Raw genomic sequence first — 23505 nt, forward strand, 5'->3', positions numbered from 1 at the left:
GGTAATTACCCTCCGTCCAAGTTTCGCTCAAGTTTTTTCTGCGGGTCTAATACCATCGATACGTACGTGAACACTGTCCACTGTGGTACCTGTCATAGATTCTACCGTTTTCTTCACTTGCTCCTGCACACGGCGGCCGATCGTGGGAATTTGATGCCCTTTCGTTGCAATGAGCGATACTTCAATGACCGTCTCATTGGTCCCGCCATCGGCGAGAATCACCTTCACACCCCGGTTGGCTCCCCTTCTTCCAAACCAATGAGCCGCCGACATCTCGCTACCCGCCAGCGAGTGAACTCCCTCTACCTGAGTAACTGATAGAACAGCAATCGTTTGGATTACCTCAGGCGCGATCTCAATCTTCCCGTAGGTTTCGGCGGAAACCATAGGAACACCCGATTGCTCCCCTAGTAACCCCTTAGGTTCTTTCCCGTCCATGTTGCACTCCCCCCTCTTCCTGTAGGAACTGTACGTGGATATCCCCCGCGCTAAAACGGGGCTCTGCCAACAATCGTAAATGGAAAGGAATGGTAGTACTTATACCCTCCACCGCAAATTCCCTTAGAGCACGTTCCATCCTCTTACAAGCTTCCCGACGATCACTACCCCATGTTATCACCTTGGCAAGCAATGAATCATAAAAAGGGGAAATGCGACAACCTGGATAACAGGCACTATCCACCCGAACACCTACACCCCCGGGTGGTAAGTAGAAATCGATCGTACCAGAGGAGGGACGAAAGTCGTGTTCCGGATCCTCAGCGTTGATCCTACATTCCACGGCGCAACCGGAGAGGAGCACATCCTCTTGCCGAATGGGTAATCTCTCACCACGGGAGACCAGCAATTGCAATTGAACCAAATCCAAACCCGTAATCATTTCCGTCACAGGATGTTCCACCTGAATGCGCGTATTCATCTCCATAAAGTAGAAATTCCCGTCTGGGGCCAGGAGAAACTCCACCGTTCCCGCTCCTACATAATCAATGGACCGGGCAGCCCGTAGAGCGGCCTGTCCCATCGATTCCCGCAGGGCGGCCGTAAGAACCGGGGAGGGCGCCTCCTCAATCAACTTTTGATAACGACGCTGGATGGAACATTCCCTCTCTCCCAAATGGATGATGTTCCCATATCGATCGGAAAAAATCTGAATTTCTATGTGCCGCGGCCGACACAACAATTTCTCCAGATAAACCTCCGAGGAACCAAAACAATTTCTCGCCTCTTGCTGAGCAATCTGAATCACCCTCAACAATTCCCCTGGATGCTCCACTGCTCTCATACCACGTCCTCCGCCACCCGCTATGGCCTTGACCAACAGAGGGTAACCAACTGCATCGGCAGAAGCCTGCATCTCCTCCGCGGACCCCTCCAAAATACCACCCGGTAAAACTGGTACATCCGCCCGCACCACAATCTCGCGCGCCTTCTGCTTATCACCCATGGTGGAAATCGCCTCCGGGCTGGGGCCAATGAAGCTAATGCCACAGGCATTGCATAGTTCAGCGAAATCAGCATTTTCTGCCAAAAATCCATAACCGGGATGAATCGCATCGGCACCAACTAACGTCGCCACACTCATCAAATTGGTCATGTTCAGGTAACTAGCCACTGCCGCCGCTGGCCCTATGCAGTAGGCCTCATCCGCCAAAGTAACATGCAAAGCGTCACGATCAGCCTCTGAATACACAGCCACAGTGGCCAGGCCCATCTCCCGACATGTACGTAGAATACGCACGGCGATCTCCCCGCGGTTGGCCACCAACACTTTTTGCACTCCCGTTTCTCCCCCCACCTCTTTCAATGCTTGCGCACGAGAAAAAGCGGTTGACCATATTCTACCAGTTGCCCATCCCCTGCCAGGACCTCCACAACCGTTCCCTTGACCTCCGCTTCAATTTCGTTCATCAGCTTCATTGCCTCCACGATGCAAACTACCGTCGTGGTCTCCACCTCATCACCCTCGCGCACGTAGGGTTCTGCCCCAGGCGAGGGAGCTACATAGAAGGTACCTACCATGGGGGCTACGATGTGATGTACACTATCGTCGTTCATGTCCCCAGCTCCCCCCCCTTCTGGACCCACGGAAGGGGAACCGGAAACCACCGGCCCTGTTGGTGGGGGATGAACTGAATCTGTAACCATCGTTTTGTTCAATGTGGCTGATTCTACAACCGCAAGGGGTTTCTGTAATTTCAGATGAAAATCGCCCTTTCCCACTTCCAATGTAACAATATCCGTACGGTTCATTGACTCCATCAATTGTAAAATCTCGTCCAACGTCAGGACCATGCAGGCTATCCCCTCTCCATCCCAAAATGGCCTGCGGCAACTTCCTCTATACCTCATTGTAGCCATTCCAGCACAGGGAATCCAACATTTTTTGCCAATCTGCCTCCGTTCACCAGCCTCTATCATCACAGATACCCCACAGGAAAAACAGCCCGCCTCTATCCCACCGTACCTATGCAAATCATATTATTTTTGCTATGGGGTCCTACTGCAAAAAGTAATGTCCAACTCATTAGGATATTTTTGAAAATAATTAAAATATTTAATTATAAAAAATTTTATATTGTCCAATTGGGTATACAAACGCGAATACTTCCCCATAATGGATGTAGGATCAAAAGCATAGATAGATAGTACGAACCATTTGAATTGCATCCCCAATACGTTGTCACCTTCAAAAATTAGGTGATTTGGGGTTTTTTACACGGCCCAAGAATTACCCACCAAAGGTAAAATTCACGGGAAGCTATAATTTAGTATATTCCTTATTTTATGTATATTTTAAATTTTACGGGATCAACCGCCCCCCGAAGAATATACGTATGTGTTCGGACACAACTCGCTTGACAAAATTGCGATGGACATAGTACCATCTTCCCGTCAGTGATCGTTATCCAATCCTACGTTTGTAGATCATTGTGTGTGTAGGGGGACTTCAAAGGGACGACGCAGGATCCCGAAATTTCCTTGACCCCTACCTACGTCCAAGGAAACGTGTTGGTTGGGGTCGGCCCCTTTCTGGGGTTCTGATCCCCCTATTATTTTCTTAATAATGACATAAATCAGAATTTTTATCAGAAGCCAAGGGTTGTCCAGCGGGTTGCCCCGTCCCCGTTCTACAGTCGCTATAAGGTAAGAATGTACAATGGGAGGTAGTGCAATGAGGAAGGGTATGTCTTTGATTGCATGCTCGTTGTCCCTATCGGGGTTCCTGGTGTCGGGTGGTATAGGACAGGCACATACAGGGGACAGCGTAAACATAGCGTATGGGACAATGGGGAACAAGGAAAATGTCCTACAGCCGGATTCCGTCCCAGGGCAGGAATCCGGGGTACATTCCAAGGGGAATCCAGGATACATTCCAAACGATCCTACGTTCACACCTTCCTCTCGTTCTAGACCCCCCGTTCTAGATGGGGTATTCTGGACGGTATTGCGAATGTTGGGAGTGCACTTGTCCAGTATGTGAGTTGCAAATGATTGGATCGGTGTTGACTAGGATTGCGTTCAGTAGGAGGGCCGTCTGGGATGGTTGGGTCCCCCGACCCCATCCCAGACGTAGGTCTAGAGCACTGATCCTGCTTGCCCAATTATAGAAAAAAATTTATTCTTTATCCTTTTTTACGTAAATTGATACCTGAACATAACTATCAACCTGTTTGATCTCTTTACTACCAGTATTATTTAAAAGTATTGTTTTTATATATACTGGACACGCAGACAACAGGGGTACGTCAACCCATGTTTTCGGCAGACACGTATCCTTGTCTGCCGACTCCTTTCACATGGCTCCATGGCGTTTCCGGTTCTTTTATAAAATAGAGGATCTTTCATAATAAATATAACCGTAACTTATAAACAAAATCATATTCATCCTGCCATCCGTTACCCTTACAATTTTTCGTCTCCTCTGCTGATTTCCCTACGACGACGGAGGAACAACAGAACAGAACCGATAGCCGCTATCCCGAAACTCGCAACAATATGATCTCCAAAATCGGTAGCGGTATCTGCCAAGTTAGGAGGACCACCGTGGGGAGGAGGACCACCGTGAGGGGGAGGACCACCGTGAGGGGGAGAATCCTTGGGTCCATCCTCGGGTGGTTGTCCACCCTGGGGCGGCGGCATCTCACCCCGAGGCATCCCACCCTGAGGGGGCATCCCACCCTGGAGGGGCATCCCACCCTGGAGAGGCATTCCACCTTGGGGTATCATTTCGCCTGTTTGCCCCGTATTTACGTTGACCTTAACATTAACACCCACATCATCCAAGAGCTTCCGATCCCCCAATTGTCGAATGATCGACTCAAATCGGCTAACCCTATCCTCACCATGGGGACAAACCCTGACATTCACTCTTTCATTACCCGTATTCACCTTTACGGTAGTACAAGATTCCCCCCCCCTATCGCTATTGACTATCTCCGCCAGGCCCGGATTGGACCTAAGGAAAGAAGAGAATTCTCTTGGATCTTCCAAACGAAAATGGGGGGAGATAATTTTCCCTTCACCAATCGGAAAAATATTATTATTTACGATGTTGTTTACAACAGGGGCATTGTTATGATTTACAATCGCGTCCCCACCATTTTGAAAATTGTTATGATTTACAGTCGCATCCCCGCCATTGTGGAAAACGTTTTTATTTTTCACATAAGCCCCCTTGTCGTTGACATCGGGATCAAAAGGATGGGGACCTGGACCATCTGGGTGCGGATGTAGACCCGGTCCTGGATATGGGCCCGGTCCTGGTGGATATGGGCCCGGTCCTGGATATGGGCCCGATTCTGTGCGTGAACCCGGGGTATTGACAAAATCGGAGCCCGATTCTGTGCGTGAACCCGGGGTATTGACAAAATCGGGGCCATTTCTGAAGAGATCCTCTGCTCCCTTGGTAACATCATCCAGTCCCCGCTTGAGATCTTCGTATTTCTTTAAAACGGTCTTGGGCCCGGATGGATCCAATGCATCAACTCCATTCTCTTTTAGCTTTGCTATTGCTCTATCCACCCAAGGCGACTCCTTCTTAAGAAGATTCCATTTATCCTCCATATCCTCAATATTTCTGGTACCGATCCCCCCACGATTTGTGAATTCCCACAGGGCTTGCTTAGCACGATCCAACTCCTCCCCCTTGCTACTATATTCGTTATCGTATTGTTTCACCTCATCCGGGGACAAGGCTTGGATGGACATGCCCTGTATCAGTCCTGTCGACAGGATGGCAGATACACCAACCGTTATAATTCCTGCCCTTATCCTCTTGTGATTCGTCGGGACCATTCTGTATACCTCCCTTTCGTAATACAATAATTTCAATACTTATTTCATATAATATTTAATTTATTATTGTAAAATATACTATATATAAAAATGTAAAAATTTATTATTTTAGTATTTAACAATAAATAACATAAACACCAACCTCTTTTTAATTACTCCTATCCCCATGAATATTAAATTATAATTTAAAAAATGTATAGGGAATTATATAGAAGATCAAGATTAAGATAGATCCCTCTTGTGTAATGATTCCAAAAACGAAATCGGAAACCAAGGCCCAAAAGGACACAAGAAAGGGATGTAAAACAACGGGGGAAAAGTCCGGATTTCACGTCCTTCCAAACTGTATACCGAACGGTAATCCCCCCATTCCCATCCCTTATAAATACCAGAATTGGAACAAGAACTGATCACATACAACCATCGCATCATAACCATAAGAATTACTATAAGATAGTAGAGGCCATAGGCAACCACACTACGTGTCCATCGTAAATGCCCATATGATTTCGAGCCCCATTCTTAGATCACCACACGATTCCCCGTCCTCTGTTGGCAATCCTCGTAAGGTATCCTCTTTGTCCATCAAGACTCTTGTATTCGTCTAAGATCCGACTTGTATATTCAATTTCTCTCTTCACATAGTCGGTTTGACCCTCGCTTACAGCCCAATAAGAATACATATCCGAATATATCTTTTCCAAATCGTCCTTTATACCTTCCAACCTAATAACAATTTGATGTATTGATTTGGATGAATCACCCTGATCAACGGCCTCACGAAGGAGTGTTAAATTCCCTTTCGTTACCATTGAAGCATCACTATTGTCATTATCCGCATGGCTAAGCACATTATCCCTAGCATATTTTATATTACGAAAATACTCCTCAAACCCCTCGACCTCTCTGTGGTATCCTTTTGCCCGATCCCACCATGGCTTCCAGGATCCCCAAAATCTCAACGATCCCCGTAAATAGGTATAGGTCTTATTTTCGTCCTCACTCGGGCCAGTGATCACTGAACTTGAAGATGCAATTGCACTCACAGGTCCACTGGGAACCACAGAAACTAAACCCGCTGCGCTCATCATGAGTGAGCTACACACTAAGATACCTATCTTCATCTTATTCATAATGATAATATCTCTCCTTATCTCATTACGAGAATAAACAGAAAAATAACCTATAGAATGGATATAAATAAATTCATCGTATCGTATAAATGAGTAACACCCACATCCACCATGAGTATCAACACTAATGGTGAATTCAATATACCATCTTTATATTATCAAAACAATCGCCTTATTAAAAATAATATTATGTAAATAGTATTTTATTTGGTATACCACTGTATAAAATACTACTTTATTCAATTGTATTTAAAAAATAAGGGTTGCACGGTCCCGTTGCACCTTCAAAAGGATTATATCCCATAATAGGGTATCACCTTCAAAGATTGGGTGATTTCAAGTTTCTTACCCTGCTGTGGAATGTTCCTAGGGATATTTTCCAACCAGTAATCCTGTTCATAATGAGTGGTAAAAGTAAAAATTCATAAAACAATTCGATTTCTCTAATTAAAAAATTTTAAAATTTTTTATAATTATGTAGGATTGTCCGCTATGCCGTCCTTTTTCAGCATCAACCTAAGAATCTTTCGTTATATACTTATGAGGTATTAGTACAAAAAATATAAAATATATACACACAATTATCATCAATAATATTATAGCATAATCGATCCTCCGGGACCGTGCAATTTCTTGTGGGGAATGCCCTATCTATGAATCTAGTCTCACCTTTTCGTAAAGCAATTGAGTAACATAATAACATTTTGTTATGACACTGTTCCTGTTTTGATATCCCAGGGGTATTTATCTTATTTCATATGAATTTTTATAAAATTTTTACTAGGTCCTTGCGCGGAAGACGAACATTGTGTTGTAGTAAGATCCATCCTGTTTATGGTACGTACAAAAACAACAAAAAATCCGTAATGTTGTCAACATTACGGATAAGATGGAACAAGGTTCCATTACCATGGACAAAGCGATCTGATCAACAAATAGGGCACGATCGCACGATCTGCAGTGAAAAAGAATGAAGCGTTATTATGTAAAAAGGGGATGACTCATGCCCCCTACCTCTGATAGAATATTGATCATCAACAAACAATAAACTCAGAGGAGGGAAAACATGAGCATCCACACCCATAATACAACATTATCAGGAAAAATCAATATCCAAAAAGAAGAGTCATGGATAGCTAGAAATTCGATGAAGATAGGCGACCGGTCCATGGACTCCCCGTATTGTGGAAAAACACTGAAAAGTACGTGTCCCTTCTGTCATAGCCATAATGTCTTAATAGATGAGAAACTGATTCTAACCGATAGGACCATAATGGCAATAGCAAACGAAAAGCTGGCCCTAGCCAACGAGACAATGGCAATGGCAAACGAGAAGCTGGCCCTAGCCAACGAGACAATGGCAATGGCAAACGAGAAGCTGGCCCTAGCCAACGAGACAATGGCAATGGCAAACGAGAAGCTGGCCCTAGCCAACAAGGCAACGGCAATGGCAGCAGGGAATAAGGACACAAAATGGTCTGCGGTAGCCGGTGAGATTGGGAAATTACATAGTATGAATCCGTCCCCTGCCCCCCAAGAAACGGAACACAACCCACTGATCGAGGATTCTCCATCCATAACTTTGCGTGACGGAAAAGATAAAGGTCCGGGGAATGCACGATCCGAAGGGGATGGATATCATCAATTGCACGATCCAAAAACTCGGGATCGGTTCTTACGTGCTCAACGTTTTTTCGATGATCTCAAGGAGGGAATTACCTCATGGGGTCCCAAGGAGTGGGAGGAATCTAGGCATCTGATTGAGAAACTGCTATTATTGTGTTGTCCATCGAACCACAAGGAAAAGACGAAGGATTCCCTTCCCCTGGACGATATTACTAGCCTCATGTTCCATCACGACGGTGGTAGTATTTTGGTGCGGGCGCTGATTGGATTGTTAAAAAACGCATGGATCCCAGAGATAGACCCTCTAACCGACCCAAAGAATTGGAAACCCGTTGTCGAGGACCTATGTAACTTACGCATGCGTGTAGATCGAACCCTCCATTGTCTGAAATATCCCCAGGATGAGGGGAATGGGGTCTATCATCGCGGATATAGCACACTGTTTGGGGAACTAGATCTAGAGGTTCCTAGGACAAGATGGGAATTTTCACCGTACTCGTTACCACGTTATCAGAGTGCAAAGAATACCCTCAAAGATTTCGTTTATCGTCTTTATCTTCCGGGCCTCTCCTTGCGAAAAATTAGTAAACTATTGGAGGAAGGATTCAACCTTCGGACGCCCCCGGAAACGCTTTCGCAGTGGTTGCAACCTTATTACAACGATGCTATACAATATTTCGAAAGGGATCTGAGCACGACAGTATATACAGCCATAGGTATGGATACCCTCTTTGTTCCCATTCGGGAGGAGGGTCGTTATGTTTCGAAAGCGATCGCAGTCAGCACGGGTATCACGGCGGAGGGGAGGCGGGATATAATAGGGATCACCCCCTCGCCTGATGAGAATGTTGAATCCTATGATCAGCATATAGGGAAACTAAAGGAACGGGGCCTGAATGTCAACGATATACGTATCGTTACCACAGATGGGCATAGGGCTTTTCCCTTAGTTGTACGCAAGCATTTTCCTCACCATACGGTTCACCAACGATGTTACGTTCACGCGATTCGTAACATCATGAATGCAGCTCCTAAAAGTATGAAGAAGGAAATGGCTAAGGACGCTTCTTACGTCTTACGGTCTGGGGATATGGGACAGGCACTAGAACGGTGGTCCGAGTGTGCAGGGAAGTATCGGTTTGGAAATAAGGCGACATGCGAAGCATGGGAAAGGCTCAGTCCTAAAAAAATCTCCTTGAGTTTGCAAGCGGCATCCATAACCCAAAACCCCATACTTCTGCCCTATATACTATCCACGAACTACACGGAATCGCTGAATGCTCTGTTTCGTGAGAGAACGAATAGCAAAAAAGGTGGATTCGTTAGTCTTGAGGTAGCGATGAAGGAATTGATGCTTACCGCTTTCTATTGGGTGGGGAAACAAAAAGAAAACCCCAACCCATTGCCTGTCGAGGATCTTCTTTCGATCCCTGCTGACTACGAGTCCGAAATTTCGAACGGAGAACCTCTTCCCACCACGGCTTATGACTTTCATCCCCTCTTATGCACGGAACAAGGGCAGGGTTGTATGGACGATGTCCATACCCTTGATTTCTAGCTAGCACCTTTCGGGGAAAATCCGTCTAAGGCGCCACGATGGTTTTTCCCCGGGAAACTCCCTCCATCCGACGAGTTCTTCCACGGAACGGAGGTACCATATTCCTTCTCAAGAATCCCACCGCCTAGTTCTGGGGGTAACCTATGTGGTACAATCCTTCCAGCATCAGACTGGGTATCCGCCGCCCATCTCAATATCCATTATACCCCTAAATCTCGCAACGGTCTGTCCAGCCCATTATTTTCTGAATTTACAATAAATTAGTGATTAAAGGAAACACCTTATAAATATAAGATAAATACCCCTGGGATATCAAAACAGGAACAGTGTCATAACAAAATGTTATTATGTTACTCAATTGCTTTACGAAAAGGTGAGACTAGATTCATAGATAGGGCATTCCCCACAAGAAATTGCACGGTCCCGATCCTCCCTTCCCTTTGCCTTTTCCTGTGGTTTCCCACTATACTTTAGAATCCAAGACCCCACGGTTGGATGAGGAGCACCCAAAGATTGGACAAAGACGGAACCTTTTTCGTGAAACGCTGATCCCCCCATTCAATCTTCCCCGCAGTATTGGTTGTACTACTTAGAGGGGTATAAACAGCCCCCTTCCCTACTACGTGTATAAGCATTACGATTCAAAACTTTGCTTATTCATAGTGAAGTCTTCCGCGTTCACTTACGCTAACCACAGGATCAGAAGAAACGACATTCCTTGCATATAAATTCATATTACATATATACAAAAATAATAAATATGAATAAAAAATATAATTATTTATTAAAATGTTAAATAAAATTTATTTAAATACAAATACACCCCCCTATCGTTAGCCGCCCCCTATGATATTCATGTAGATCTTGAACGAAATAAACATCGAACCTGAAAAGCCACCGAAATGGGCTACGGTCCAATCGCATGCGTAAACCCTTCGGAGAGCTTCTCCGTAGATTTTCTGAGGGCCTTACCGTACCCGAAGGAAATCCCCTTTGAACTAGAATGAATGAAATATAGTTTTTTTATAAATATAAAAATTAAAATCAATTATTCCCTTTCCTTTGACTGGATATCATAATCCATCCCACATAGGATATCAAAGAAAATTTTTTGTGAGGAGGGCCCAATGGATCCTCTCGGACATTGATCCGGTGGGCTGGTCCCCCAACCCCCCATTTACGGCACCACAATGCCATGGACCCATTCGCTTCTTAACTATACAGGGATCCCACTGGTATTCCCCTTGGGCCCTCTGCACCTAGCAACAATCAGCCACGCAGGAGAATGTATCCTCCGAAGGATCCCCCCCTCTAGATCAAAATGCTTGTGTGCCCTCCGCTCCGCCCTTTCCATCCGTTTTTTGGTCCTCCCCCCTACGCATCAACATGACCATACGCAATGGAAAAAAGAATGGAATCGTTTCCTCATTGCAGAATAGGGATCCTCCTTAGAAGAAATCCGTAGTAGTAAAGTTCGGGGGAACCCTAAGCAGAAAATGGACTATAGGGAGTCCAGGGGGGCGATTTACCATAAACACCGTTTCTTCTGCACCCCAGACCCTAAAAATCTTTCGAAGGGAGTTGATCACAGATCACAATTCACCCTCGCCACGATATAAACAACCGTGCAACCACCCATACAACAAACGTCACGGAAAAATTGAATGGGAAGACCAGACGTTTCATAGAAGAAGTTCGTTGCCATCCAACCCTAAGCGCCCCCCATCAAACCATGGGACCTTGCGTATGGAGGAAGCATAGTGGGGAACAACAGAAAAAAGGAATGTGGAGAGATGATAGAACCATACCATTGATTTTTGTTTTTATTATCATTTAATATTATTATTTTTTAGGAAAATACCCAAAAGAAGAGATTCGCAGGAAATACAAGAAATACAAAATTACCTAATCTTTGGGAGTGACACACCCCATTTGGGGTGCGACCAGGATCTATAGAAACAACCAGTACGATTCATACTTTCAGATCCAATACTCATCGGGGGGATACCGTTTTTACACCATATCCACCTATGCATACTTTTTTATATTCACAAATCGCGATATAAAAAAGCATTCCTATCTACCCCATATTCCCTACTTCACAGTACAAGGGAATAAAGAGGGAAGAAGAAACGCTTCTCAAAATTACCCTACGCGCGATGTGTAACGGAAACATGAACCGGGTCAACACCCAAATGCTTCTCCGCCAATTGAATCAACTTTACTACCTGCCCCTTCGTAAGTTCAGAACTCTGAACAATAATATTGACCTGTGGATCCCCAAGTAAAACCAAGGCATCGGAAAAGCCCTGCTTACGAATCCCCTCCTCCAGGGAATTCTCCTGCCGATCCAACTTCGCCAATTGTTCCACCTGCTGCTGTGCCAATTCCACCTGCTCCTTAGTAGCCTTTGGATCAGCAATTTGTTTCATTGCCTCCTCCGTCTTACGCTGCCGCAACGTGGTCCGCTGCAATTGTTGCCCAATGAAGTAATCACTCCCCTCCTTCACTGCACCCATCATGGGTGACAAGGTCTGTACCTTTGCATTTCTATTCGATACATCCTCATCCCCCCCATCCACCTGTTGTGAAGGCTCAGAGTTAGGCCATATCGTCAAGGATGTGGGTCCTGTGGCAACATAATAAACGGACAACACTACCATCATAGCCAGCATACTGATCAGCCACATGGTTTGCTTACGCATAGACATAGTACACATCCCCCCGTTCGAAGGAATTTTTCCAATCCTACCCAGAGTATCTCCCCATGAAGAATCCCTTGGCCTATGATTCATAAAACGAACAAAATGAACCATACTCAATTACCCTTGGGTAACACCGCAATTCTATGGGCTGGAACCTCCAGGGCACGCTGGATCGCCTCGATGATGGTGGCCCTAACGGCCACTCTCTCCACACCGCGAGCAACCACCAAAACACCTCGCACCTTGGGCTTTACTCGTTTGATGATGACAGGTTGCTCCCCATCCCGGGTCTTCACATAAGCCGTCTTCTTATCCTTATGGTGCTGGGTGATGGAACGATTCCCTCCCCGTTGATCTAGTTCCGTCGTCACCTGTTCAGCATCCCGCACATCCACCTGTACCACATCCTCGACCGTAGAATCCAAATTGACAACAATCTCCACATCGCTTACTCCAGCTACCTTCCCCAACACCCCACGCAGTGTCCGTTCATATTGCTGCTCATATAAGAGCATCGGATCCAGTCCATGATCGGACGCCGGACCATGGGTTGGAAAAGGAGGCGAAGGAGGATCCTCCTGTGCAGGTTGTGTATTGCGATGGGTTATAGTAGAAAATACCAACAATCCTATTCCAAACAAACCCAGTAAAACAAGCCAAACCAAACGACGCTGTCGGTCCCTTCCCCCCAAACGCTCCGTCAACTTGGTCTCCCAACGCTCCCACCACGAGGGTCTTTTCAGCCCAACCCCCTCCCCTCCTGGACCACCTCCACCCTATCCGGTGATATTCCCAACCACTGTGCCACTGCTCTCTGTACAGACCGACATAAATCCCCCGCTATTCCCCCCTCAACATGATGAACCCCCCCTTCCTTTTCACCTAACCTGTCGACCCCTATTTCCACGGGACGGATGAACCTCTGCTCGCGTCCCCCTGATATTGAATCATCCCTCCCCCCCTGCAACCGGGTCAATACAACACGCGCTTGCGTTACTTGTTGCCCCCTGGATTCCAAAACCACAGAAGCCTTCACCACCCGAACAGAAAACTGGCTCTCTACATACCGTGTCAGGGCTATGGCCAGTGCTTGCTCCGCCTGGTGATGAGCTGTTTTCTCGCGCAACTGACGCAAATAGTCCCCCTGTCTCTGGATGGAGGTTACCTCACTTTCCCCCCTCTTGACAGGCCATGGAAAATCCGGAAATACCATCGCAGATCGCTGGCCAATCAGACCCAGCAACCAATGTAGGATCGCCCATACCATGGTAAGTCCGAGAACCAAACGGGCATAACGTTCCAAACCTGAACTCGGCAGTAACAGGTGCACAAAAGTTGCCAACAACACCAATAAAATCAACTGTTGTATTCCAGTACCCAAATTGGCCATATCCGTTTCCCCTTGACCCTATCGTAAAAACAAAGAGATGTTACCTGCTGCCAATAGAATCGTAATGGCCAGGAAAAACATCAGACCTACTGTTGCCAGAGCGGCAAACACATGGAGTAACAACTTGCCCACATGCGACAAACTCTCAATGATGGGACTCTCCCCCATAGGCTGTAACACCGCCGCCGCTACATTATAGAGAAGTGCAATCATAGCAATCTTCAGAGCGGGAAAAGCACACAACAGAAGAAGAACCACAACCCCTGCCAAACCAATCGCATTTTTGATCAGGAGAGAGGCACCGGCCACCGTGTCTGCTGCTTCCGCGATCGTATGCCCTACAACGGGAACAAAATTCCCTGTGAGATATTTGGCTGTTCGCAATACCACTCCATCCGCAACCGCAACCGCCCCACCCTGAATGGAAAGGGAAGACAGAAAGAGCGTCAACATGGTCCCTAAGGAGAAAAGACCAATCCGATGCAACAATTTCGCTAGCTGACTCAGGGAATAATGTGACGATAGAGAACTTACCACGTAGAGAATCGTAGCCAGAAACAAAAGGGGGATAACCCAATATTGAACACCTAAACTAATCCAGTGAATGAACGAAACTATCAACGGATGAAACAGGGTTACGGAACCTACATGACCAAGGGAAGCAAGCAGGGCAAACATAATCGGCAACATGGCTAACAGGAACTGAGACATTCGTTGAATGGCATCCAAAACCGCACCAGCAGACCAACTGAAGCTGTTGACAACAAGCAACAATAACACCATAACGATGACCGTTTGGGCCACACGACTCACAATAGGTCGTAGGAATGCCGTTTGAATCGCCCCTAATACCATGCTCAGCACGGTCAACATAACAAGCGTTCCTAACAACTGCCAGCTCTTCATAACCTCGTCCAGAAGAAACTTATACGCGGCATTCAACCAATCGGACCAATGCCATGATTCGCCGCCCCCCGGTATCCACTGACTCCACGGAGTTTTCGGCCAGGCACCATGCGTAAAGTATGAACCATAGTTTTTACGAAGATCCTGCCACGTTTCCAATAAGGGTCCCAGGGGCAAGGAGGAAAGCTGGCTATCAATCCACTGTATCAACATACTACGGGCCGAGGAGGAATCCGTGAGGGGGGTATCCTTGGAAGGATAGCTATCACCATGTTCCCGTGTTTCCACGGAAGGGGAATACCACTGCTGGTCTACAGGTGGTACATGTTCCAACGGAGACGGAAACCCAGAACCAGACCCCTGATCCCTATCACGTGAGGCATCCATTTTCATAGGTTCAGGTGATTGTGACAAAGATTCCCCCGGCCAAGGAGGGATGGATTCGGAAAATTCTTGTATTTGTGCACCCACCATTCCATTTCTTATCGGAAAACATAGAAATAAAATACATAAAAAAATAATTTGTAGTAAAAATATTCTGTTTCCCTTCGCTCTCCCACCAGCACATGATTCTACTCCTCCTACCATGGCAAAACCCGCAGAACAGTCTCAATAATGAGTAAGAGAATAGGAATCGCCAATAGAAGAATGAACACCTTACCGGCCAACTCCACCTTGGATGCTAACGTTTCCTGACCCGCATCACGAGCAATTTGTGCGCCGAATTCAGCAATGTACGCAATACCAATAATCTTGAGAACGGGTACCACAAGTTGCGGTTCAATATTCGCTTTTTGTGTGAGTTGTTGGAGAACCGTTACTACATCATGAATTTTCTGTGATAAGAGGAGGAAAATGGAGATCCCAACGAATAGGGACAGGGCAATCGCAAAAATAGGACGATGTTCCTTAAGTAGGAGTACAAGAAAGGTGGCAATCAGGGTAAACCCCACCAACTGAATGATTTCCATAGGAATGACCCACCCCCGCCAGCACATGCATACGCGCTAGGGTCGGAACAAAAACACATTTTTTATGGTCTGGAACAACTCCTGAATGAGCACAGCAACCATAAACAAGACAACCCCAAAACCCACCAAGGTGACCCAATGGGCAAAATCCTCCTTACCCATTTGTCGCAAAATAGTATGAATCATAGCAACCACAATACCAATCCCAGCAATTTGGAACACTGTGTCCAGGTGATCGGACAATTCCTTTCCCCCCTTCCCCCTTTCTGAATACGAAGACAGGGAGATCCCCCTTATAAAATCAACATTTTCTATAGGAGTGCTAATACTAACAACAACCCCCCTAACCAGCCCAGTGTTCGATAGAGTTTCGCCGTCGTAATAGCCTTTCCCCGCACCTGTTCTTCCTCCCACCGTAGGTTTTCCAGTGCCAACGCAATATGTCGCTGCTGATCCTGCACGGTAGAGGTACCAAGATTGCCGAAGAGCTGTAGAAGGAGAGTGCGCTCGGAGGATGGCAGGGACAAACATGCACCTGTTCGTTGGAAAGCCATTCGTAGAGCGTGTTCCGCACTGGTAACTCTACCCATCCGTAATTGCATAGCACAAACCCGTAAAATATCCCTTACAGGATCCTCAATTCTCGTAGCTACCGCTTCCATGACATCAGCAAGGGGACGACAACCATACTCTATTTCCGTACGAATCATAGTCAAGGAAGCACGCCACATCTGTAAACGGCGTGGTCGCTCGAGTAAACGATGCGAGGCCTGCCATCCCAAACAGGCAGAAGCTATGAGCAATACAACACCACCACTCAACTTAAGAAACACGGTTTCCCCCCGTAATCTCTTGTCCCAAATGATCGTAGATCCGCTCTACCGTACCAGGACCCTCACGTCGGCTCAATAACACAATACGAGTAAAGATCTTCGATTGAAACAGAGGGGAGAACGAGGGACGCTGCTTCGCGGACCGATAGGAGAAAGCATGGGCGGTGGCTACAATCCGCACCCCTGCCTGGGAGGCTTCGTGTAGGGCCCTTATTTCACTCGGATGACCCAATTCGTCTATCACTAACACCTCGGGGGACATAGATCGGATGAGCATCATGAGGCCTATCATCTTAGGACAACCATCCAAAACATCGGTCCGGGGACCTATATCATACTGGGGAATCCCAGCATAACAACCCGCTAACTCGGATCGCTCATCCACCATACTCACCTTCAGGGACGGGATCAGGGAACTCCCCAGACTCAGGGAACGTGCTAAATCACGTAGAAGAGTGGTTTTTCCCGCCTGTGGGGGGGAGAGCAACAAGGTGTTATGTAGCCTCTGATTCTGCACCAGATGGGGCAATAGGGATCGGGAACAATGGGGACAGGAACGGGCAATCCTAATGTTGAAACCCGTGATATCCCGCAAACGATATCTACCCCCTACCACTCCCACAGTCCTACCCGTCAAACCTACCCTGTGTCCCCCTGCCAAGGTGAGAAAGCCACTCTGTAGTTCCTCCTCCAAGGCATATAGGGAGTGTTGACTCAGTCTCCCTAATAAGATCTTCCCATCCTCTGGTGTGGGTACCACAGCCCCCCTAGGAACCTTATCAATACCCCCACGTGACCCCACAAAGTAAAAACCCCTCGATGTCCCTATCTCCAGAGGACGACCGACACGAATGCGAATTTCCTCCAGATGGGCTTGCACAGGTTCCGGTACCCTCTGTAGGGGATAACGCAGTGCATCGGGAAGAACCCCATACACCTCTCCTAAATTCATAACGTCTCCATCACCACCATCCTGACCGAAGTCATCGGACCATGGTCATACCTATGTGAGCTTGTCATCCCTCATGCCTCCGGACCCAACACGGATCCAAAGGGAAGCGGGACCGTGTACTTCCTTGTGAGAAATGCCCTTCCTACGAATCTAGTCGCACCTTTTGATAAAGCAATGGGTAACATGATAACGTTTTATTATGACACTGTTCCTGTTTTGTATCTTCGGCTGGATATGCCTTATTTCATATGAATTTTTATGAAATTTAATAGGAACCTACACAGAGGACAAACAAGGGGTATTCCACTACATAAGATCCATTCTGTTCATGGGAAGTACAAAAACAACAAAAAATCCGTACTGTTGACAACATTACGGATAGGACGAAACCTTGTTCCCTTACCATCGACTAAGCGATCCGGTCAACAAACAAAGCACTATCATACGATCTACAGTGAAAAGAAATGGCGGGATATAGTAGAAATCACCCCCCTCGCCTGATGAGAATGTTGAATCCTATGATCAGCATATAAAAGAAAATTTATAAATATAAGGTACATCCCCCGAAGACGCAAAACAGGAACAGTGTCATAATGAAATGTTATTATGTTATCAATTGCTTTGCCAAAAGGAGATTCATAGATGGAGCATTCCCCACAAGAAATTGCACGGTCCCGTACTCTCGGAAAGAGGAAAATTTTCTATTCTCCAGGAATAAAGATACCCAATAAAATATTGGAGACCACCATCACAAGTAGGATGCATGCAAGATTAAGGATTCTCTGTCTAATTCTCTTCTTTCTCTCGGAAGGTGAATAATGGATACTCTCGCTTCCGAAATCCCCATAGTAATCCCATAGATCCCAAAGAGGAAAATTTTTCTGAGGGGGAATGCGCTGTCCTAGCTGGAGATGTAAACAAGCAGGGAAAACGGAAAACGCACTTTGAAACACCAAGTAAGCTAGATAACACTCCTGAAATCTAGGATGCCAATCCTCCCTTAAGATAGAAAACAGATGCAAAGGGAGAACATAGAGAACGAGAAGGTGGAGGATTCGGATGTTGATAAATTTTCGATCAATGGGGCCTTCCTGGGAACACCATCGACACTCCCGCTTCACCTGCCACCGAAGGGATACACACCAACCCACGACCCCCAAGGTTAGCACCCATGGTGAGTGACAATGGGGAAAAAAAAACAACCCCAGGGAAGCTAAGAAAAGACAGGGTCCTAGGAATAGGGGAAAATACCAGCTTACTTTGGAGAAGCCATGTTTTTGGTAAGCACGAATGCATCTTTTTCTGTATGATACGAGATCCGCGCATTTGCTACGCATAAGATCCTTGTGGCCTTCTAACTCCGGTTTCCAAAGAGAGAACTGCGGTTTTCCTTGATAGGGGGGCCCCGACTCTGACAAGGAATGTAGAAGGGCTAAAAGAGATAGGAACCATAGATATCCAAAACGCTTTTCCCCAAAAACAAACTGATATGCGTAAACATGAATGACCATGATAGTATGAAAGAACACGATAATGGGTATGAAGTAACAAGACAGAAGCGGCAGATCATCCCTGAAAAATTTTGGAGTACGCTGAAGGGATTTCGATTCTTCCCCACCCCTTTCTTTTTTGATAAGCGAAGCTCCTTTCGCTCCGCCCGCCCGGGATTGGTTCTATTCACAACACTTCTATGCAAAAACAGCTCAATTTAGGTATCCTTTTTATTCCCCCGAAGAAGACACAACCACCTCCCGATTCCACAGGAATTTTTTCTTTGCCTCTGTACTCTAGAAAGTCGCCCTTGCTTTAGGGAAAAAGAGGACAAAGGGCCCGTTCCAAGGACCCCAGTATCCTCAGCTATATCCTCCTCGATACCATGGCATGGCACACCCCACAAAAACATTCAACTGCACGCATCAGAACACATAGGGGGAATTTTATTGCCGGCTATACCGGTTCCAATGGCACAGAGTCCGGCCACCCAATTGGGACCACCCTTAAACAATTGGCAAAATCTGTGTCCCCCATACCCACCAAGACCCGCCACCCACGACCTACAAATTTCGCATTGAAGAGGTTTGGGAAAATCCTTCCAGGGCTGCTGAATAGTACAATCGGCACAACGACCTCGTCGTCCTACATGTTCTTTCTTCTCCCCATCCCCTAGACCTTCTTGTGCGTTCCCAGATAGCGGACACTGACGTTCCCCCTCCGTTGTTGCCCCCTTACCCTCCTCAGGACCCACATCCAATACCTTCGAAGGGTTGGCATAGTTCTCCTCCACTTTTCTCTCTAGAGGGGGTGCCCCCGAAGCATAAGCATGAGAAAAGAGGAGTGTGAAAGAGGAATATAAATCCAATATAGTAACACCGATAAAAAATAGGGATCGTAAGAAAAAGGATCTTGTTAACATATATAATCATCCTTATTTAAATTTATTGTTCCCCATAAGGTAAGGGGAATATATGATCATCCGTTCCGTCATCATAAAGCTAGAAACAAATCGCATCCCCCCTAGGCCACAAAATACCATAGTATTATAAATTTAACAAATTTTTTAAAAATGATGGCTCTGTAGATAACAGTACGGGCGAGGACAGTCAGAATCTTTCGGTTGCATCCGATCGCGTGTGTGTGTCAAGAAGTCGTACAAGGAGAGCATATGCCCCTATCAGGTGGAAATCGGGGAGATCGGCGAAAACGAACCGTTCGATGATGCATCGAAAATCGTAATCCATGTCAAAACCAATATCGGCACGCTACATTGGGATAAACCGAGGGTACGATCTATTTACTGCCCCGGTGGCATGCGATGTACAGACGGGACGAACCCAATTTAGGATCCTAATCGGAACTTGAGAGGCTATCGCACGGACCGGATCCCATATGACTATCGCAAAGATGTGTGTAAGAGGCCACAAGGATCACATCGGCTCCATGCACAGGATCAGCATCAGCTCGTAGTGGTGTAAAAGCTTCCATAATGGAAGTGGAGCGAAGGGGCTGACCATTCTAAGAAGGACAGTAAAACGATAACTTTAGTGGGGGGATCCACCAGAAAAAGTCACTGAAACCTCAGAGAAACATCCCCATAATCAAAGTAGGATCTAAACGGTCTGAAAGATGGGGATGGAATGGGAAGAGTCGGGATAATGCAAAAGTATCACATCCGAATCTATGTGTCGTGTCGTGCTCTATAAGAGATGGAGGAGGGGCCCCCCCTCTCGAGAGCCGGGTGTCCGTTGGAAAGACGCGGAGAGAAGGGATTTGGAAGGGTCCAGAGGAAGGGGACCGCCCTGCCCTAATGGGGCACAAGAATTCAAGATCCCCCCGCTGCAAAGGATTTCAATCAGGGACCTAGGACACAAGTCCAACAAAGGGGTTCCACATGGGGAGAGAAGAATGAACAAGAATGAATCTATAGGGTAATTAAGATAAATTTAGATTTCACTACATAATTATATTCAAATAATCATCAAATAATATATTGAAAGATCGAAATACGGATCATCAGACGACGCAGGGAGGACAAAAAAAGGCCCCTCTGGGCCCCCCGACACCAAATCTGGAGATGCGACTCTCAAATTCCTTCTCCTTTTCTCTCGCAATCCTGCACCAATGTGTTGGTGAACTCAGGACGAACATAAACGGGGAGCATCATACTGGAAAATAGAATAAATTCGTGCAAGGTAGGTAGATAATCTAAGACAAGATAAGGAACATTTTCATGGAGATAGGTCCGTAAAAAGGGATAAAAAATTTGATGGGTGAACCAATAACCAAAGGAAAAAAACACCATATTTATGGACGATAACATACGCCAATAGGGGGGATACCAAGGATGAGAGGGTCCTAGGCCGCCACCGAATTGTCTGGTCAAAGCTATCAAGCTCCCATAACTTACGAGTAAACCCACAATCGCCCCCCATGTCCTACCCCCATAGGTACAAACAAGAACTATAGATGCTGTATATAGAGAAAACCATAGAATGAATGAAAATTTTCCCATATAAATATTATTATCTACATGGAGTACATTATCTTTCCATTCCTTATGCCATTTAAACAAACAATTATTCAAAAAATTATTATTTTCTAAGATTATCAAATATCTCCGCATCAACCAAAAAAGAACAACCAATAGGGAACAAAAAAGCAAACAAATCACGGGGAACACTGGGGAATACAGGATAACCGTATCACTATAGGCACTTATAACACCCTCAGCTACCATGAAACACAGACCTGCAATTATCCCAATTGCTGTGATCGTTTTTTTAATCTTTTTCGTTTTAACTCTATCGTATGTTTTTATTTCACTAATAGCAAAAGATATGGAAATTAAAAATAATCCAATATAATACAAAAAAGCTTTGGGGGATGAACTAAAATCCCAGACTGTGCGATGAACAGCAGGGAAACTTGATCTTATCCACATGACAGCAGGAAAACAAAACAACAGGCGGGGTGCGATAATATATAGAAAGAAAAAAAATAAATTTTTCATAATCATCCATTCCAATATTTTGAAATTCCTATGGGTTTAATCCCTTGCGAAATGCATGATTGGCAGTGGTAAAACTAGGCAAGGACGATCTATGGACCCAGAGCAGAGGAAACCCCCCGATCCACACTTTAATCTTCTTACAAATATTTTTATTTTAAAAAAATTTATTGCACAAATGTTAGGAAGTTTGAGAAGCAACAGGATCAGGGCAGTACCTGTTGTCGCTACTATTGTTTGCACCCACATCACCTATGCCATCAATCCATAGACAAAAACCCCCTCTCCATTATTTCATAATAAAAAATCAACAAAAATCACTACAAAAGTGATGCTTCGCTGCAGGATATCCCCAAGTTCTGATATAATCACAGATCGCCCAAAAGGTAAGCCCCGATGCAACCATCACCCAGGGCACAACAAAACTTCTGCCTAACCGAATAGCTCCCAACACACATCCCGCAGAGGAAGCAGCATCAACCTTATCAACGATCCAGGTGCAACTATGACACAGGCTCCCAAACGGGAAGCGCTTTACCCTATCGCTCCCAGCCGTTCCCCCTTCTACGAAATCACCTGCATAATTATTCATAATAATCTTATCTTTATCATCTAACAAGTTTCCATCCTTATCAAATCGGAAAGACTCTACCTGATTTTCCCCGAAAACGTAAATAGAATATGTATCATCAGACGAAATCACCGCCATCGCTATCCTGGCCCTTTTTGCTGCTGTCACTGATCCTGATGATATAAATGCATTGTCACCCCAAAATTGTGTAATATAGCCTACACGATCACCTGTTTCCCTATGGAGGATTGGATGGGAGACAGAAAATATGGGGAAGGAAGAACCAAACAGATCCCCGGTTCCCCCAGGAATGTTTCTTCGTTCTTTAAAATCCGTTTTTACAAACTTGACATCCTCCGTTCTCTCACTGATGATCATGCTCCTGTCTTGCAAGTAGGCATGTACTCCGAGATCTTGGAGCCCTTTCAGGGAACGATCCAGCCGCTTTGTATGCAGATTCCCATCATAGTCAGGTAATTGTATAGGGGATATTTCTTTTTCCTAAAATAAATTCATGAAATTATGTGCATCACATTTCCCTTTACCATCTACCTTCTCCCCTTCGCGATTACCCATCTCTGAATGAATATTATTTTGGGGACTCGCATCATATTCATGCCCATTAACCGGAAGAGATCCCGATACAACAGTCACCGTAGCAAAAAGAACACGAATTGGAAAACATAATTCTTTATACACAATATACGTTATCCTCCTAACTTTGGAAAACCACCGTAATAAATTCACAAACTGCGATTACACAGGGAGATGCCCCGCGAGTACGAACGTATCATATCATAATATGTCGGTGCTGGTGCAAAAACAAAGCCATCTCCTATCCTATACCTATTCATTAATTATTTTATTTTTAAATTATATATTCTATACATACTAGGAGAATAGGAAACACCATGGTTGTTGGAAATTAAGCCCTCCCTCCTCCCTCCTAGGATACGATACACAGCAACAGCAACCTTACATAACCCCCAAAACCATCCCTTATTCGACCACTTTAGCTCATTTTGAGGATAAAACCCGAGAAATTTTTCTGCTGTCTTTTT

General features: G+C 45.6%; 20 protein-coding genes. 2 read left to right on the forward strand and 18 right to left on the reverse strand.

Going from position 1 to position 23505, the window contains the following annotated elements; translation table 11 throughout:
• Window positions 1-27: 27 nt before the first annotated feature.
• From PPRES148_RS03380 to accB, 3 genes are read right to left on the reverse strand one after another with little or no spacing between them, the layout of a single operon-like run.
• Window positions 28-438: an Asp23/Gls24 family envelope stress response protein gene (locus PPRES148_RS03380; RefSeq protein WP_149453231.1), complete on the reverse strand. Its 411-nt coding sequence runs from the start codon at window positions 436-438 to the stop codon at window positions 28-30.
• Window positions 419-1777: an acetyl-CoA carboxylase biotin carboxylase subunit gene (accC, locus tag PPRES148_RS03385; protein ID WP_149453232.1), complete on the reverse strand. Its 1359-nt coding sequence runs from the start codon at window positions 1775-1777 to the stop codon at window positions 419-421. The genes PPRES148_RS03380 and accC overlap by 20 nt, the downstream gene beginning before the upstream one ends.
• A gap of 23 nt (window positions 1778-1800) precedes the next feature.
• Window positions 1801-2418, reverse strand: coding sequence for an acetyl-CoA carboxylase biotin carboxyl carrier protein (gene accB / locus PPRES148_RS03390; protein WP_246142949.1), 618 nt, complete (start codon window positions 2416-2418; stop codon window positions 1801-1803).
• Window positions 2419-3172: 754 nt separating this feature from the next.
• On the opposite strand from accB, the gene PPRES148_RS03395 reads away from it, so the two are divergent.
• Complete coding sequence (locus tag PPRES148_RS03395) at window positions 3173-3481, forward strand: hypothetical protein (RefSeq protein WP_149453233.1); 309 nt, start codon at window positions 3173-3175, stop codon at window positions 3479-3481.
• Window positions 3482-3903: 422 nt separating this feature from the next.
• Here PPRES148_RS03395 and PPRES148_RS03400 read toward each other — a convergent pair whose 3' ends face one another.
• Entirely contained in the window at window positions 3904-5295 is a 1392-nt protein-coding gene (locus PPRES148_RS03400; protein WP_149453234.1) for a hypothetical protein, read from the reverse strand.
• Between the two features lie 527 nt (window positions 5296-5822).
• A complete protein-coding gene (locus PPRES148_RS03405) occupies window positions 5823-6428 on the reverse strand; it encodes a hypothetical protein (protein WP_149453235.1) in 606 nt (201 codons plus the stop codon).
• A 1066-nt stretch (window positions 6429-7494) separates the two neighbouring features.
• On the opposite strand from PPRES148_RS03405, the gene PPRES148_RS03410 reads away from it, so the two are divergent.
• On the forward strand, window positions 7495-9612 hold the full coding sequence (locus PPRES148_RS03410; RefSeq protein ID WP_149453236.1) for an IS256 family transposase: 2118 nt from the start codon (window positions 7495-7497) through the stop codon (window positions 9610-9612).
• On the opposite strand, the gene PPRES148_RS03415 is transcribed toward PPRES148_RS03410, so the two are convergent.
• The 13 genes from PPRES148_RS03415 to PPRES148_RS03475 all read right to left on the reverse strand — a co-directional run bounded on the left by PPRES148_RS03415 (window position 9609) and on the right by PPRES148_RS03475 (window position 22837).
• Window positions 9609-9806 carry a hypothetical protein gene (locus tag PPRES148_RS03415; RefSeq protein ID WP_149453237.1) on the reverse strand — a complete coding sequence of 66 codons (198 nt, stop codon included), beginning with the start codon at window positions 9804-9806 and terminating at the stop codon, window positions 9609-9611. The two genes, PPRES148_RS03410 and PPRES148_RS03415, sit on opposite strands and share 4 nt — an antisense overlap.
• Before the next feature lie 1956 nt (window positions 9807-11762).
• Window positions 11763-12323, reverse strand: a complete 561-nt coding sequence (locus tag PPRES148_RS03420; RefSeq protein ID WP_187820513.1) for a SpoIIIAH-like family protein — start codon at window positions 12321-12323, stop codon at window positions 11763-11765.
• Between the two features lie 107 nt (window positions 12324-12430).
• Entirely contained in the window at window positions 12431-13021 is a 591-nt protein-coding gene (spoIIIAG, locus tag PPRES148_RS03425) for a stage III sporulation protein AG (RefSeq protein ID WP_187820514.1), read from the reverse strand.
• Window positions 13022-13056: 35 nt separating this feature from the next.
• Window positions 13057-13707, reverse strand: coding sequence for a stage III sporulation protein AF (locus PPRES148_RS03430; protein WP_149453240.1), 651 nt, complete (start codon window positions 13705-13707; stop codon window positions 13057-13059).
• Window positions 13708-13725: 18 nt separating this feature from the next.
• Window positions 13726-15027 (reverse strand): stage III sporulation protein AE, encoded by a 1302-nt coding sequence (spoIIIAE, locus tag PPRES148_RS03435; RefSeq protein WP_223127933.1) that lies wholly within the window; start codon window positions 15025-15027, stop codon window positions 13726-13728.
• A 167-nt stretch (window positions 15028-15194) separates the two neighbouring features.
• On the reverse strand, window positions 15195-15584 hold the full coding sequence (gene spoIIIAD / locus PPRES148_RS03440; protein ID WP_149453242.1) for a stage III sporulation protein AD: 390 nt from the start codon (window positions 15582-15584) through the stop codon (window positions 15195-15197).
• 36 nt (window positions 15585-15620) lie between these two features.
• Window positions 15621-15827, reverse strand: a complete 207-nt coding sequence (gene spoIIIAC / locus PPRES148_RS03445) for a stage III sporulation protein AC (protein WP_149453243.1) — start codon at window positions 15825-15827, stop codon at window positions 15621-15623.
• Between the two features lie 68 nt (window positions 15828-15895).
• Window positions 15896-16417 (reverse strand): stage III sporulation protein AB, encoded by a 522-nt coding sequence (locus tag PPRES148_RS03450; RefSeq protein ID WP_187820516.1) that lies wholly within the window; start codon window positions 16415-16417, stop codon window positions 15896-15898.
• Window positions 16407-17369 (reverse strand): stage III sporulation protein AA, encoded by a 963-nt coding sequence (gene spoIIIAA, locus PPRES148_RS03455; protein ID WP_149453245.1) that lies wholly within the window; start codon window positions 17367-17369, stop codon window positions 16407-16409. Before spoIIIAA ends, PPRES148_RS03450 begins: the two co-directional genes overlap by 11 nt.
• A 701-nt stretch (window positions 17370-18070) precedes the next feature.
• Window positions 18071-18529 (reverse strand): hypothetical protein, encoded by a 459-nt coding sequence (locus PPRES148_RS03460; protein ID WP_223127934.1) that lies wholly within the window; start codon window positions 18527-18529, stop codon window positions 18071-18073.
• A 743-nt stretch (window positions 18530-19272) separates the two neighbouring features.
• On the reverse strand, window positions 19273-19782 hold the full coding sequence (locus tag PPRES148_RS03465) for a hypothetical protein (RefSeq protein ID WP_149453247.1): 510 nt from the start codon (window positions 19780-19782) through the stop codon (window positions 19273-19275).
• A gap of 1167 nt (window positions 19783-20949) precedes the next feature.
• Complete coding sequence (locus PPRES148_RS03470) at window positions 20950-21285, reverse strand: hypothetical protein (protein ID WP_149453248.1); 336 nt, start codon at window positions 21283-21285, stop codon at window positions 20950-20952.
• 895 nt (window positions 21286-22180) lie between these two features.
• The gene (locus tag PPRES148_RS03475) at window positions 22181-22837 is read right to left on the reverse strand and encodes a hypothetical protein (RefSeq protein WP_149453249.1); all 657 of its coding nucleotides are present in this window, start codon (window positions 22835-22837) and stop codon (window positions 22181-22183) included.
• Window positions 22838-23505 lie beyond the last annotated feature (668 nt).

This window comes from Pasteuria penetrans (assembly GCF_900538055.1).
Classification (GTDB): domain Bacteria; phylum Bacillota; class Bacilli; order Thermoactinomycetales; family Thermoactinomycetaceae; genus Pasteuria; species Pasteuria penetrans.

What these genes read in the sequence shown, in the direction of transcription:
- PPRES148_RS03380 (WP_149453231.1), bottom strand. Translation starts at nt 438, where the DNA reads ATGGACGGGAAAGAACCTAAGGGGTTACTAGGGGAGCAATCGGGTGTT.
- accB (WP_246142949.1), bottom strand. Translation starts at nt 2,418, where the DNA reads ATGATAGAGGCTGGTGAACGGAGGCAGATTGGCAAAAAATGTTGGATT.
- PPRES148_RS03395 (WP_149453233.1), top strand. Translation starts at nt 3,173, where the DNA reads ATGAGGAAGGGTATGTCTTTGATTGCATGCTCGTTGTCCCTATCGGGG.
- PPRES148_RS03400 (WP_149453234.1), bottom strand. Translation starts at nt 5,295, where the DNA reads ATGGTCCCGACGAATCACAAGAGGATAAGGGCAGGAATTATAACGGTT.
- PPRES148_RS03405 (WP_149453235.1), bottom strand. Translation starts at nt 6,428, where the DNA reads ATGAATAAGATGAAGATAGGTATCTTAGTGTGTAGCTCACTCATGATG.
- PPRES148_RS03410 (WP_149453236.1), top strand. Translation starts at nt 7,495, where the DNA reads ATGAGCATCCACACCCATAATACAACATTATCAGGAAAAATCAATATC.
- PPRES148_RS03420 (WP_187820513.1), bottom strand. Translation starts at nt 12,323, where the DNA reads ATGTCTATGCGTAAGCAAACCATGTGGCTGATCAGTATGCTGGCTATG.
- PPRES148_RS03430 (WP_149453240.1), bottom strand. Translation starts at nt 13,707, where the DNA reads ATGGCCAATTTGGGTACTGGAATACAACAGTTGATTTTATTGGTGTTG.
- spoIIIAD (WP_149453242.1), bottom strand. Translation starts at nt 15,584, where the DNA reads ATGGAAATCATTCAGTTGGTGGGGTTTACCCTGATTGCCACCTTTCTT.
- spoIIIAA (WP_149453245.1), bottom strand. Translation starts at nt 17,369, where the DNA reads ATGAATTTAGGAGAGGTGTATGGGGTTCTTCCCGATGCACTGCGTTAT.
- PPRES148_RS03465 (WP_149453247.1), bottom strand. Translation starts at nt 19,782, where the DNA reads ATGTTAACAAGATCCTTTTTCTTACGATCCCTATTTTTTATCGGTGTT.